This is a genomic window from Brevundimonas sp. (assembly GCF_046299595.1).
Classification (GTDB): domain Bacteria; phylum Pseudomonadota; class Alphaproteobacteria; order Caulobacterales; family Caulobacteraceae; genus Brevundimonas.
On record NZ_JBKBHQ010000001.1, the window covers coordinates 1303928 to 1317139 of the forward strand.

Annotated in this window: 15 protein-coding genes and 1 other RNA gene; 1 reads left to right on the top strand and 15 read right to left on the bottom strand. The window is 69.0% G+C overall.

Features of this window, described 5'->3' with window-relative positions; translation table 11 throughout:
* Nucleotides 1–12: 12 nt before the first annotated feature.
* The 8 genes from ACK4E3_RS06485 to ffs form a co-directional block, all read right to left on the bottom strand.
* Entirely contained in the window at nt 13–258 is a 246-nt protein-coding gene (locus ACK4E3_RS06485; RefSeq protein WP_409698036.1) for a hypothetical protein, read from the bottom strand.
* Nucleotides 258–848 carry a peptide deformylase gene (locus ACK4E3_RS06490; RefSeq protein WP_409698039.1) on the bottom strand — a complete coding sequence of 197 codons (591 nt, stop codon included), beginning with the start codon at nt 846–848 and terminating at the stop codon, nt 258–260. The genes ACK4E3_RS06485 and ACK4E3_RS06490 overlap by 1 nt, the downstream gene beginning before the upstream one ends.
* Nucleotides 849–943: 95 nt before the next feature.
* The gene (locus ACK4E3_RS06495) at nt 944–1384 is read right to left on the bottom strand and encodes an acyl-CoA thioesterase (RefSeq protein ID WP_409698042.1); all 441 of its coding nucleotides are present in this window, start codon (nt 1382–1384) and stop codon (nt 944–946) included.
* Between the two features lie 47 nt (nt 1385–1431).
* Nucleotides 1432–2658, bottom strand: coding sequence for a DNA recombination protein RmuC (rmuC, locus tag ACK4E3_RS06500; protein ID WP_409698045.1), 1227 nt, complete (start codon nt 2656–2658; stop codon nt 1432–1434).
* An 80-nt stretch (nt 2659–2738) separates the two neighbouring features.
* Nucleotides 2739–3341, bottom strand: coding sequence for a recombination mediator RecR (gene recR / locus ACK4E3_RS06505; RefSeq protein ID WP_409698049.1), 603 nt, complete (start codon nt 3339–3341; stop codon nt 2739–2741).
* A 7-nt stretch (nt 3342–3348) separates the two neighbouring features.
* Complete coding sequence (locus ACK4E3_RS06510; RefSeq protein ID WP_409698052.1) at nt 3349–3678, bottom strand: YbaB/EbfC family nucleoid-associated protein; 330 nt, start codon at nt 3676–3678, stop codon at nt 3349–3351.
* A 26-nt stretch (nt 3679–3704) separates the two neighbouring features.
* Entirely contained in the window at nt 3705–5573 is a 1869-nt protein-coding gene (locus tag ACK4E3_RS06515; protein ID WP_409698055.1) for a DNA polymerase III subunit gamma/tau, read from the bottom strand.
* Between the two features lie 194 nt (nt 5574–5767).
* An RNA gene (gene ffs / locus ACK4E3_RS06520) (signal recognition particle sRNA small type) lies at nt 5768–5865 on the bottom strand.
* A gap of 93 nt (nt 5866–5958) precedes the next feature.
* On the opposite strand from ffs, the gene nudC reads away from it, so the two are divergent.
* On the top strand, nt 5959–6888 hold the full coding sequence (gene nudC / locus ACK4E3_RS06525; RefSeq protein ID WP_409698058.1) for an NAD(+) diphosphatase: 930 nt from the start codon (nt 5959–5961) through the stop codon (nt 6886–6888).
* On the opposite strand, the gene ACK4E3_RS06530 is transcribed toward nudC, so the two are convergent.
* The 7 genes from ACK4E3_RS06530 to rph form a co-directional block, all read right to left on the bottom strand.
* Nucleotides 6828–7667 carry a PdaC/SigV domain-containing protein gene (locus ACK4E3_RS06530; RefSeq protein ID WP_409698061.1) on the bottom strand — a complete coding sequence of 280 codons (840 nt, stop codon included), beginning with the start codon at nt 7665–7667 and terminating at the stop codon, nt 6828–6830. The two genes, nudC and ACK4E3_RS06530, sit on opposite strands and share 61 nt — an antisense overlap.
* Nucleotides 7668–7709: 42 nt before the next feature.
* Complete coding sequence (ubiA, locus tag ACK4E3_RS06535; RefSeq protein WP_409698064.1) at nt 7710–8669, bottom strand: 4-hydroxybenzoate octaprenyltransferase; 960 nt, start codon at nt 8667–8669, stop codon at nt 7710–7712.
* Between the two features lie 18 nt (nt 8670–8687).
* Nucleotides 8688–9323, bottom strand: coding sequence for an ABC-type transport auxiliary lipoprotein family protein (locus ACK4E3_RS06540; RefSeq protein WP_409701137.1), 636 nt, complete (start codon nt 9321–9323; stop codon nt 8688–8690).
* A gap of 5 nt (nt 9324–9328) precedes the next feature.
* Nucleotides 9329–10267, bottom strand: coding sequence for an MlaD family protein (locus ACK4E3_RS06545; RefSeq protein ID WP_409698068.1), 939 nt, complete (start codon nt 10265–10267; stop codon nt 9329–9331).
* Nucleotides 10268–10273: 6 nt separating this feature from the next.
* Nucleotides 10274–11179: an ABC transporter ATP-binding protein gene (locus tag ACK4E3_RS06550; protein ID WP_409698071.1), complete on the bottom strand. Its 906-nt coding sequence runs from the start codon at nt 11177–11179 to the stop codon at nt 10274–10276.
* A complete protein-coding gene (locus ACK4E3_RS06555) occupies nt 11176–12291 on the bottom strand; it encodes an ABC transporter permease (RefSeq protein ID WP_409698074.1) in 1116 nt (371 codons plus the stop codon). The genes ACK4E3_RS06550 and ACK4E3_RS06555 overlap by 4 nt, the downstream gene beginning before the upstream one ends.
* Before the next feature lie 203 nt (nt 12292–12494).
* The gene (gene rph / locus ACK4E3_RS06560) at nt 12495–13211 is read right to left on the bottom strand and encodes a ribonuclease PH (RefSeq protein ID WP_409698077.1); all 717 of its coding nucleotides are present in this window, start codon (nt 13209–13211) and stop codon (nt 12495–12497) included.
* Nucleotide 13212: the final 1 nt, after the last annotated feature.

Genomic DNA, 13212 nt, shown 5'->3' on the forward strand with positions numbered 1-13212 from the left:
ACGCGCAAAACCTCAGTACCAGCGGGTGCGCACGCCGCCGCCCTCGTCCCACTCGCCGCCCGCGTCAATGACCTCATCGAAGCTGATCAGGCGGTTGAGCAGCACACCGGCCACGACGCCAAGCGCGGTCACGGCCGCCAGAGTGGCCAGACCGCCGAGGCCGACCTTCTGGGCGCGGGTGAGGCGGCGCGAGGACGGCAAGGCACGCGCGGCGCGGGCAACCTGCTGCTTGATCCGGCGGGGCGCTGTTCGGGCCATCAGGCAGCCTTCCTTTCGCGCATGGTCTTCTTGACCTTCGCCATGGCGCGATCGCGGCGAAGGCGGGACAGGTGATCGATGAACAGCTTGCCGTTCAGGTGGTCGATCTCGTGCTGGATGCACACGGCATACAGGCCGTCGGCCTCCTCCTCCACCGCATTGCCGTGATAGTCGAGATAGCGCAGCCGCACGCGCGCGGGCCGCTCCACGGTATCGAAATATTCGGGGATGGACAGGCACCCTTCTTCGTAAGGCGCCGTCTCTTCGGATGCCCAGGTGATCTCGGGATTGACGAAGTAGCGCGGCTCACGCACCGGCTCGGCGGGCGCTGCGTCGCTGCCCGGCCCTTCGCGCTCCGACCCATCGCCCTCTGAGGCTTCACGCTCGCCCAGATCCATGACCACGACCCGCTGCATGACACCGATCTGGATGGCCGCAAGGCCGATGCCGGGCGCGTCGTACATGGTCTCGAGCATGTCATCCATCAGGGCGCGCGTCTCGTCCGTGACCTCGGCCACGGGCGCGCAGACGCTCTTGAGCACGACAAGATCGGCAGGGTTGTTCACGGTCAGAATGCGTCGGATGGCCATGGCCGTGAGGTAGGCTCTCGCGCCGCTCAGGTCAAGATTTCCGAGCGCTGCGCTGGGTCTTGCGCCCTGCGTTCAGGCCTGCTCCGAAGCGGTTTTCAGAGCGGGTCCTGCAAAGACCAGTCGCGGTTGGCCAGCGCCTCGTCGAGGGGGCGCGGGCGCCGGTGCTGATCTATGGCCACATAGGTGAACACGCCCTCGGTCACGCGCTGCATCTCGTCCTGACCGCGCCCGCGCTTCCACGCCTCGACGTGCGCGGCGATGGAGGTTCGCCCCGTACGGATCACGCGCGCATAGATGCTCACCTCGTCGCCCACCGCGACGGGCTGGTGAAACACCATCGAGTCCACCGCGACCGTGGCACAGCGACCGCGCGCCAGATTGAAGGCCGGCGATGAGCCCGCCAGATCCATCTGGGCCAGCAGCCAGCCGCCGAAGATGTCGCCTTCGGGGTTGGTGTCGGCGGGCATGGCGATCATGCGCCCGACGGGGGCCTCATCGGGCGGGGTGTGTTCGCTGGGCGAGGGGGAGGCGGACATGAGGGCGGCATAGGCGCTGGCGCGGGCGGCGTCCAGAGGCCGGGCGATCAGGCCTGATCGCTCCCGTCTGTGCCGATCAGTTCGGGCCGGGTGAGGGCGCGCGGCGAGGAGTCCACCGGTGCCAGCTCCGGCAGGGCCTTGCCCTGATGATCGGCCTGCAAGTCCTCGAAGCGGCGCGCCTGCACCATCACCTGGCTCTCCAGAGAGCCGACGAACTGGTTGTAGCGGCGCACGGCACGATCAAGGTCCGCCCCGACGCCTGCGGCATGGGCGCCCATCACCGACAGGCGCTTGTAAAGCTCCTTGCCGAGGGCCGCGATCTTGTCGGCATTGGCGCTCTGCTCCTCTGCCCGCCAGCCATAGGCCACGGCCTTGCACAGGGCGAACAGGGTGCTCGGCGTCACGATCACGACCCGCGCGTTCATCGCCTGGGTCATCAGGTCGGGTTCGTGGTCCAGCGCCGACGACAGGAACGCATCTCCCGGCACGAACATGGCCACGAAATCGGGGCTCTGCGCGAACTGGTCCTGATAGGCCTTGGAGCCGAGGCCGCGCACATGGGCCTTCAGGCTGGCGGCGATCCGGGCCGAACGAAGCTGATCGCGCGCGGTCTCGTCGGCCTCGTCCTCGCCCTCGAAGCTGAGCGGCACCTTGGCATCGATGACGAACATACCGCCGCCGGGCAGGCGCACAAGGAAGTCGGGGCGTGACTGGCGGCCCTCGTCATCGGCGCGCGAGGACTGTTCCACGAAGTCGAAACGGCCCGCCATGCCGGCGGCTTCCAGCACGTTGCGACAGGTCTGCTCGCCCCAGCGCCCGCGTCGCCCCGTATTGCCGCGCAGGGCCTCGGTGAGACGGCGCGTCTCGTCGCGCGTGACCGTGTTTGCCTGCATCAAGAGCGCAAGCTGTTCCTTCAGGCCCCCTGTATCTGCCGCGCGCACCTTCTCTACCGCCTCGAGCTGCTCGCGGAACTTTTCGAGGGTCTCGGCCACGGGCTTTAGCTGGGCCTCGACCCGCTCTCTCGCCACACGGTCCTGAGCCTGAAAGGTCTCGCTGGCGCGCGCCACCAGCCTGGCGGCCACGTCCTCGGCCGATCGGGCCGCCTGGGCGCGCACGAATTCGGCAGCAGAGGCACGCTCGTCCTCCATCATCTCGATGCGGCCCTCGGCCGTGCGCAGGTCCGCAGTCGTGCGCTGCCAGCGCGCGAAGACCCACAGGAAAGCCCCGGCAAAGACGGCAAGCAGGACGGCCAGAATGATCGTAATTTCGTTCATGCTCCGTTCCTACAGGATTCGCGCATCCGCAGGAAGCGGACAGAGCCCCCGCCCTCAGCCCCCGCCCTCAGGCCCCGCCGTCAGGCCGGGCGGCGCGCGCGCAGGGCCTGGACGATGGTGCCGTCATCCAGCCAGTCCAGCTCGCCGCCCACCGGAACGCCCCGCGCGAGCGAGCTGATCGTCACCTGCGCCCCGGCCAGCCGGTCGGCCAGATAGTGCGCGGTGGTCTGGCCATCGACGGTGGCGGGCAGGGCGAGGATGACCTCGCTGACCTCGGGCGCTGCGGCCCGCTCCACCAGCTCGCCCACGCGCAGCGCCTCCGGCCCCACGCCGTCCAGCGCCGACAGAAGCCCGCCCAGAACGTGATAGCGCCCGCGAAAGCCGCCCGCGCGCTCCATGGCCCACAGGGCACCCGCCTCCTCGACCACGCACAAGAGCGAGCCGTCGCGGGCCGGATCGGCGCATATGGCGCAGGGATCGCGCGTGTCCGGCGCCCCGCAGCGCGAGCAGGCGCGCACCTTGTCTGCGGTCTCGCGCAACGAGGCAGCCAGAGGCTCCAGAAGCTGTTCACGGCGCTTGAGCAGGGCCAGGGCCGCACGCCGAGCCGAGCGCGGTCCCATGCCGGGCAGCTTGGCCAGCAGGCCGATCAGCCGCTCGATCTCGGGTCCGGCAAAGCTGGCCACGCGCGCCTCAGAACAGCTTGGGCATGCCGGGCAGGTTCATGCCCGCCATGGGGCCCGCTGCCTCACGCATCAGCTCGGCATTGGCCTCGTCCAGCCTGCGCTTGGCGTCGGCATGGGCCGCCACGATCAGGTCCGAGAGGATCTCGCCCTCGCCTTCGGACAGCAGGCTGTCGTCGATGCGCATGGAGACCAGCTCGCCCGAACCCTTGAGCGTCAGCGCCACCATGCCCCCGCCCGAGGAGCCCTCGGCGGTGGTGTTGGCCATCTTGACCTGGGCCTCCTGCAATTTCTGCTGCATGGCCTGCGCCTGTTTCATCAGGCCGGAGATGTCTTTCATGGCAGTGTTTCCTGTTCGATGGGCATTCAGGAGGCGTCGTCGTCATCGAGGGCGTCAGCCTCGATGATCTCGGGCAGGACGGGGCTGGGCGCGGGCGTGCGTACCTCGATGACCTCGGCACCCGGAAAGCTGTCGAGCAGGGCGCGGATGGCGGGCTGCGACAGGGCGGACTCGCGCGCCTCGCCCTTGCGGCGGCGCTCGCTCTCGTGGCGCGTCTCGCCCCCGCCGCCGCTTTCGGTGACGATCAGCCATGTGCGCCCGGTCCACTCCTTGAGGCGGCTGGCCAGCCTGCGCGACAGATCGGCGGGCGCGCCCTGTGCGGGCTCGAAGGTGATGGCTCCGGGTCGGAAGCTGATCGGGCGCACATAGCGCTCGACATCCAGTTGCAGGCGGATGTCGCGCTTCTCGCCGATCAGGCGCAGCGCCTGCTCGAAGCTCTGCGGATCGGCGAGGGATGAGACCTGAGGGGCGGGGCTAAGGGCCGCACGCGCCCCCCCGCCCGCACCGCCGCCGCCGCGTGGCCCTGTGCCCTGGGCGTCGGGCGAGGCCCCTGCACCCAGCAGCTTGAGCGCTTCTTCCGGGCCGGGCAGGTCCGCCGCATAGGCCAGACGGATGATCGCCATCTCCAGCGCATCGCTGGGCACGGGCGCGCGGCGCACCTCATCGTGGGCCTTGAGCAGCATCTGCCACAGGCGCGACAGGGTTCCCGCCGAGGCTGCCGCGCCCAGCGCTGCCAGCCTCGAGGCCTGATCGGCAGGCAGGCGTGTCGCCTCTGGTCCCAATGTCTTGGCCAGGGCGCTGGCATGGGCGTGCTCGAGCAGATCGCTGACCACCTGCACAGGATCGGCCCCAAAGCCGTAGAGCGTGCGATAAAGCTCCAGGGCGCGCGGGGTCTCGCCCGACAGGATCGCCTCGAACAGGGCGATGGTCTGGGTGCGGTCGGCAAGACCGAGCATGTCGCGCACCACCTCGGCCCGCACGATCTCGCCGCGCCCGCCCTGCACCAGCGCCTGATCCAGCAGGGACAGGCCATCGCGCACCGAGCCCTCGGCGGCCCGTGCGATCAGGGCCAGGGCATCCTGCTCCAGCCGCGCGCCCTCGCGCTCGGCCACGCGCGCCAGGTGCGAAGACAGGACTTCAGGCTCGACGCGGCGCAGGTCGAAGCGCTGGCAGCGCGACAGGATGGTCACCGGCACCTTGCGGATCTCGGTGGTGGCAAAGATGAACTTGGCGTGGGGCGGCGGCTCTTCGAGGGTTTTCAGCAGGGCATTGAAGGCCTGGTTTGACAGCATGTGCACTTCATCGAGCACATAGACCTTGTAGCGCGCCTCGACGGGCGCATAGCGCACGCTGTCGAGAATGTCGCGGATGTCGCCCACGCCGGTGTGGCTGGCGGCATCCATCTCCAGCACGTCCATGTGCTGACCGGCCATGATCGCGGCACAGTGCCGCCCCTCGCGCGAGAGGTCCATGCTGGGCCCGCCCGCACCGTCCTGCGCCTCGAAGTTCAGCGCCCGCGCCAGCAGCCGCGCGGTGGTCGTCTTGCCCACACCGCGCACGCCGGTCAGCATGAAGGCATGGGCGATGCGGCCCGTGGCAAAGGCATTGGTCAGGGTGCGCACCATGGCGTCCTGACCGATCAGATCCTCGAAGGTGCGCGGCCGGTATTTTCGCGCCAGCACCGTATAGGCCGCGCCGTCGGCCTCGGCAGGGGCATCGGTGCGGGCCGCAGCCTGAGCCTGAGCCTGTTCCGGTTCCGCCCCGAACATGTCGTTGGTGTCGGGATCACGCTCGGGCGCATCGGGCGGAGCATCCGACAGCGGTCCGGCGGCGCGCGCCTCATCATCCTCCCACGGAGGATGGGCCTCGGTGTGCGGCGGGGCATCACTGCTCATGTCTTCGTCTTAGCCGAGCGCCGCAGCGGGCGCGAGACGCAAAAGGGCTGCAAGCCCGCCATGCGCCTCTGGCGTCCACAGCCGTTTCGCCACCCTGGCGAGCCGTGAGCGCCATGAGTCATGCCGCAGCGCAGCGCCTCATGCCGCGCCCAAGCTGACTTTAGGCGGGCATGATGATCAAGAGGGGGAAAATGAGGTGGAGACTGGACAGCGACCCGAAGGGGAAATCGTTGTGGCTGCTTCCTTCCGGACCTGACCAGGTTGGCGATGCCTTCGCCCGCGCCAGTCTCCAAGGCCTATATCGCCCTGCGCGGCGGCAAGATCAAGGCGGCAGATGGCAAAGAAGGGCTGGCGCGCGCCGCCCGGATGCCGTTCAGTCGCGCCGATGAGGTCTCCGTTTCACAATACCTTTGCTTCAGGTCCGCTGGATCGCGGCGGCGATCAGCGCAACGCGCCCGGCTTTGTCGCGCATCACACGGGCGATCCCGCCGCGCGCATGATCGGCTTTGTCGGCGGCGAGCCGCTGCTGGAGGGTGCGCATCTGGCGCGCCTGCCGCTCGGGGAGAGCACGCCGGAGATTTTCCTCGGCTTCGAGAACGGTGCGCCGCTGTTCGCCTGCAAGCTCGAGCAGGCCCCGCCTGCGCTCGAAGCCGTCGGCCTGCGCGCCGCCGCCGCCCTGATCGGCGAGGCGGACAGCGCCATCGCCGCAGCGGGCCGCAGCCTCATTCACTGGCATGAGCGCAACGCCTTCTGTGCCGCGTGCGGGGGCGCGAGCACAGTGTCGGGCGCAGGCTGGCGCCGGTGGTGCGCGCACTGCAAGCTGGAGCATTTCGCGCGCGTCGATCCGGTGGTCATCATGCTGGCCATCCATGGACGGGGCGATGATGCGGTCTGTCTGGTCGGACGCCAGTCAGGCTGGCCGGAGGGGCGCTTTTCCGCCCTGGCGGGCTTCATCGAGCCCGGCGAGAGCCTGGAGGATGCGTGCGCGCGCGAACTGTTCGAGGAGGCAGGCGTGAGGGCCGTGCGCTTTGCCTATCACTCCAGCCAGCCGTGGCCGTTTCCCGGCCAGCTCATGATCGCCATGATGGCCGAGGTCAGCGGGCGCGATCTCACCCTCGATCCTGCCGAGCTGTCAGAGGCGCGCTGGCTTGACCGCGCCAGCGTGCGGGCCATCCTCGCCAGCGAGGCCGGCCATGACGGCGTGATCGCCCCGCCCCGGCTGGCCATCGCGCGCAGCCTGCTGGAAGCCTTCGCTCAGGAGCGCTCCGTCACGTCGCCCGTGCGCGCAGGCGCGCCGTCGAACTCGTCGGCATAGGCGGCATTGAGCAGCCCGCGAAAGGCGCTGAGCGGCACGGCGATCTCATAGCCGCCTTCCGCATGAGGCCCCACCACATAGGGTCCGATCAGGAATATCAGCCCGCCCGCACGGCCCGGCGTGGTGGAGGGGGCCAGCACATAGGGCGTGTCGGCAGCCCTCGGGCAGGCCCAGCCGTCGCTGCGCTCTAAGGTGAGAATCTCGCTCGAGCCGGTGCGTGCGCGCTTGGCCTGGTTGATGGCCTGGCACAGGGCGCGATCAAGAGCCGTCAGGTCCGCGCCGCGCCGGAACAGGTCGCGCGCCCCGACCTCGCGGCGCAGGGCCTTGTCCCACAGCACCGAGCCATAGGCATTGTTGGGATGCGCCCCGCCCGCATATTCGTAATCCAGACGGCGCAGGCTGAGCAGCTTGCCGGTCTCCAGCGCCAGGGCGTATTCGATGTTGCGCGCATAGGGGGGAAGCTCGATCTCGCCCTGGAACTCGCTGCGGTCGGCCTGGGCCCCCTCGCTGAACTGGCGCAGCACCCTTACGCCTTCGCGATAGAGGCGCGCGTGCAGGTCGGGCTGGCTGCGAATGGCGTCGGGAAAACTCATCTCGACGCTGGCATAGGGGCTGCTTTCCTCGAAGCTCATGGGCGCGCCTGCATCGGCGGGCGTGACCTCGGGCTCCTCGACGGCGGGGGCGGGCTGCGGCGCGGGCTCCTGCGGCTCCTCGCGGCGCTGGCAGCCGGCCAGGAGAGCCGTCGCCACGAGACCCGTCAGGGCCAGAGTCTTCACCATACGAGCGTTCATCTGCAGCGCCTTCCCGTCATGCTCACCGGCCTAGAGCCCCCACTGACCCAGCAGCAGCGCCAGAAGCAGCAGCAGGCCCGTCTCGCGGTTGGAGCGGAACAGGCTGAGCGCGCGCGCCGGGCTGTCGGGCTTCATTCTAGCCACCTGTGCCGACAGATGGCCAGCCACCAGAACCAGCCCCCCGAAGTAGGCTCCGCCCGCCCCGGCCACCACGCCCGCCGCCAACAGCAGGGCAAGCATGATACCATAGAACAGGCCCACACCCGTGCGGGCATGAGCCCCCAGCCGCAGGGCCGAGGACTTCACGCCGATCAGGGCATCGTCTTCCATGTCCTGCTGGGCATAGAGGGTGTCATAGCCAAGCGTCCAGAACACCAGCGCCGCGTAGAGAAGCCAGACGGACAGGTCGAGCCTGCCGCCCGGCTCCAGCGCCGAGAGAAACGCCAGAGGGGTAAAGGCCGCCGCAAATCCCATCAGCGCGCCCCAGTTGAAGGTCAGGCCCAGCCAGGCCTGGGGCCACCAGGTGATGCGCTTCATGAACGGATAGGCGGCCACCAGGGCCAGCGAGCCCACGCCCAGCAGCACGGCGGTGCGGCTGAGGCTGAGCAGGATCAGCAGCGAGATCAGGGCGCAGCCAGCCACGAATGCAGCGGCGGCGCGCACGCTGATCACACCCGAGGCGACGGGGCGGCTGGCGGTGCGCGCCACCTTCGCGTCGATGTCGCGGTCGATGATGTCGTTGTAGGCGCAGCCTGCCGCGCGCATCAGGCAGGCGCCAAGCCCGAACACCAGCGCCATGGCCGCCATGCGCGACCAGCTGATGTGGGCATTGACGATGGCAGCCAGCGCCAGACCGTGCAGGCACGGCAGCCACAGCAGCCAGATGCCGATGGGCCGGTCGAAGCGCCCGAGCTTCAGCCAGGGGCGCAGGGCAGGCGGCGCAAGGCGATCCACCCAGTTGTCCGCGCCGGCGTCTGGCAGGCGGGTCACGCGACCGCCCCGACTGGCCTAGCGCGCAGGCACCTGGGGCCGCGCTGCCACGGTGTCGGACCACTGCACGATCTGGTCCGTGATCTGGTCGGTGCCTGCGCTGTAGGCAGCCACGATGGCAGAGACACGATTGTCGGCGGCGGGCACTGTGGTGGCAAAGGTGCGCTCCTCGGCGATGACGCGCTCGGGATACTGCAACATGCGCGCGTGCACCACCATGTGCACCGTGGGCGCGGCTCCCTGTCCGCCGTCATAGCGCGCCTCGAACTGGCGCACGTCCAGTTCCAGCATCAGGTCGGCCGGGGTCAGTTCGTTGCGACCGATCAGGCGGACCTGGCGCGAGCGCACCGAAAAGCTGTTCTCCAGGGCATCGGTGAACAGCACGTCCGCAGGCGACACCCAGCGCGCACCGGCCAGATAGGCGGCCTGATCGCCCGTGACCGCCAGGATGCGCTCGCCCGAAGTGGCGCGCGGGAACTGCACCCGGCGCAGAGCCACGGGCCGGGTGCCCGCCCTCGCCAGCCCCTCGGACTGCAGGTCAAGGTTGGCGCCGAAGCGGTAGAGCTGCACCGGATCGGGGCTCGAGAGCAGGGCGCACGCCGACAGACCCAGAGCTGTGGCTGACGCAATGGCGGCGGTGAAGGCACGGTTCATCGGGATCACTGTTCGACCTCCAGTTCACGCGAGGGGGCACGCTGGATGAAGTCCCGTGGGCTCTGGCGCACGTCCTCGACCAGACGCTCAAGGGATTCGGTGGCGGCCTCGAGGCCACGGATAGCCGAACTGAGCTGAGGCAGACCGGTGTTGGCAAAGTCGTTGACCGGGCCTTCGAGCCCGCCGGTGATGCGGCGCACGTCGGACATGGCGCGCTCGGCCTCGCCCGCAGCCCGCTCCAGGCTGGCGAGAGCCCGCGCGCCGTCGCCCTCGACGAGCCCGCGCGCCGAAGTGGCGAGCTGGCGATATTCGGCAAGGGCATCGGCCGCCTCGCGCATGGCGCGCTCGGCCTCGGCGATGATCGAACGGCGCGCTTCCAGCTCGGCCGTCACCGCTTCCACGCTGGAAAGCGAGGCGGAGAACGAGCGGATGTTGTCGTCGGACAGCACCCGGTTGATGCGGTTGAGCGCATCTACGGCCTGGGCCAGCACCGTGCCGCCGCCCTGAAGCAGCTCGGCGATGGGCGAGGGCTGGCTCTGGATCACCGGCACCTGATTGTCGGCAAACTGGGTCTTGAGCAGCGGCGTGTCGGGCGTGCCCGCCGTGATCTGGATGTAGTTGACCCCGGTGATGCCCTGAGGCTCGAGCTGGGCGCGACTGTCCACGCGCACGGGGGTCTGGGAATCGAGACGGATGCGCGCGATCACGCGGTTGCCGGTGCGCCGGTCCAGATTGAGCTGTGTGACCTCACCCACGCGGATGCCGTTGAAGTGCACCTCGCCGCCCGTGGACAGGCCGCGCACGGGGCCATCAAACACGATGTCGTACACATCGTAGTCGCGCGAGAACTGGAACCTCGCCAGCCAGATGGAGAACACGACCAGCGCCGCCACCAGGGCAATGGTGGCGAGGCCGACGGCTGCATAATGGGCGTCTCTTTCCATGGACACTCAACCTTCGTCTGGGCGGGAGGGCGGCCTGCCCTTGGTTTGTTCGGGTCCGGGGCCTTTGCCTTGGCCATGCGTCCCGTCAGGATCGGCGGGGGCTTTCGCGGCCACCGCAGCGCGCCCGCGCGGCCCCAGGAAATACTCCCGGATCCACGGATGGTCCGAACGCTCCAGTTCGGAAAGGGTTGTGTGGGCCACGACCCTTTTGTCGGCCAGCACCGCCACGCGGTCACACATGGCATAGAGGCTGTCGAGGTCGTGGGTGATCATGAACACCGTCAGGCCCAGATCGCGCGACAGATCGCGGATCAGCGCATCAAAGGCGGCGGCCCCGATGGGATCGAGACCGGCGGTAGGCTCGTCGAGAAAGAGCAGTTCGGGATCCAGCGCCAGAGCCCGCGCCAGGGCCGCGCGCTTTCTCATGCCGCCCGACAGCTCGGCGGGCTTCTGATGGTGGCTTTCGGGCCTGAGGCCGACCATGGCGATCTTGAGCTGCGCCAGCTCGTCGATCACGGCACGCGGCAGGCGGGTGTGCTCGATCAGGGGCGCGGCCACGTTCTGAAGCACGGTGAGCGATGAGAACAGGGCGCCATGCTGGAACAGCACGCCGATCTTGCGGTCCAGCCATGCACGCTGGGACGGGCGCAGCGTGGCCACGTCCTCGCCCAGCAGACGAACCTCGCCCGCATCGGGGCTTTTCAGGCCGATAATGGTGTTGAGCAGCACCGTCTTGCCGGTGCCCGAGCCGCCGACCACGCCCACCACCTCGCCGCGCGGCACGACCAGGTCGAGGTCCTCGTGGATGACCAGGTCGCCGAACTGGCTGCGAAGACCGCGCACCTCGATGGCGGGCCCGGTGGCCTCGCGCGCATCTGGCGCATCGGCAACGAGGGTTTCGGGCGCACTCACAGGCCCATCTCCAGATAGATCAGGGCAAAGACCGCATCGATGGCGATGATGGCAAAGATGGCCTGCACCACAGCCGCCGTCACCCGCCGCCCGAGGGACTCCACGTCGCCGCCCACGCTCATGCCCTGGCGCGCGCCTATACCGGCGATGATGATGGCGAACACAGGGGCCTTGGACATGCCGACCCAGAAATGCTGGGACATGAAGGCGTCGGACGACAGGCGCGTCAGGAAGAAGGCCGGGCCGAGATCCAGCTTGGCCCAGGTCACCAGCATCCCGCCCAGCAGGCCAGAGACCATGGCGATGAAGGTCAGCAGGGGCAGCATCACCAGCAGGGCGGCCAGACGCGGAATCACAAGCGCCTGGAAGGGGTCCACGCCCATGACCTGCATGGCGTCGATCTCCTGGTTCATCCGCATCGAACCGATCTCGGCGGCAAAGCTGGAGGCCGAGCGGCCCGCCAGCAGCACGGCGGTGATGACCACAGCAAACTCGCGCAGCACCGAAGAGCCTATAAGCGGCACCGAAAAGACCGCCGCGCCGAACTGGGTCAGGATGTCGGCGGCCAGAAAGGCGATCACGGCCCCGACGAAGAAATTGGTCATGGCCACGATGGGTATGGCGTCGAGACCGGCGCGCTCCATGTGGCTGAACCAGGCCGGCCAGCGAATCCTGCCGGGCGAACGCAAGGTCTTGCCCGACGCCACCAGCAGGCGCCCCAGAAAGGCCAGCGACAGCCACAGCTCATTGGCGAAGTCCAGCGTGCCGCGCCCGACCCGGGCCATCATGCGCGTCAGCCAGTCGGCCTTTCGCGGTGGCGCAGCGGCATTGCGCTCGAGCCGCTCGACCATGGCGAACAGGCGCCCGGCCTCTGGGCGGCCTGCAAAGGCCCTGTTGCTGATGCGCCCGCCCGAGGCGTGAACGAGAACATGGGCACCGGAGGTGTCGAAAGCGCCAAGATCATCGAGATCGACACGATGGACCTCACGTCCGGCCAGTCTGCGTGCCAGCCGCTCGGGAACGCGGCCCAGCGACAGGGCCGTCCAGTCGCCGCTGAGCCGCAGCACCAGTCCCTTGCCGTCCTCCAGGATGTCGAAGTCCGCAGCCGTCATGGCCGAGATATACCCCGTGCACCGCAAGCGCGGATGCACCCATTGAGGGCACGCCAGCCAGCCCGGTCATGACTGCGGCAAAACGGCATCAGTTCTGATTTCCCCGACAAGACCCGCACGCTGGCGCGCCGGGTTGAAAAACGATTCCGCCTCCTCAACGCCCGGGTGCAAAAATCGTTCAACCACAGTCGCTTCCGGCCTTGTCAGCGCTCCAGCGCGGCACGCTGAAGACGGAACAGCTCCGCGCAGCCCGTCTCGGCCAGGGCGAACAGCTGATCCAGCTCGTCTCGGGAAAAGCCGCGCTTCTCGCCCGTGGCCTGCACCTCGATGATCTGGCCCTTGCCCGTGAGAACGAAGTTGGCATCGGCCTCGGCGCCCGAGTCCTCCTCATAGTCGAGATCAAGGCGCGCCTGCCCGCCCACCAGCCCGCAGGAGACCGCCGCCACCTGATCGATCAGGGGATCGGTCTTGAGAACGCCCTCGGCCTTCAGATAGCCGAGCGCCTGCGCCAGGGCGACCCAGGCCCCCGTGATCGAGGCGGTGCGTGTGCCGCCATCGGCCTGGATCACGTCGCAGTCGATCAGCACCTGCCGCTCGCCCAGCGCCCTGAGATCGACCACCGCGCGCAGCGAGCGCCCGATCAGCCGCTGGATTTCCTGGGTCCGCCCTCCGACCTTGCCCGCCGTCGCCTCGCGGCGTCCGCGCGTGTGGGTGGCGCGGGGCAGCATGCCGTACTCCGCCGTGACCCAACCCTGTCCCTTGCCGCGCAGCCAGCCGGGCAGGCTCTCCTCCACCGTGGCCGTGACGTGCACGCGGGTGTGGCCAAAGGCGATTAGGCACGAGCCCTCGGCATAGCGGCTGATGCCCGTCTCGATGACGACGGGACGAAGCTGGTCGGTGGAGCGGTCGGCGGCGCGCATG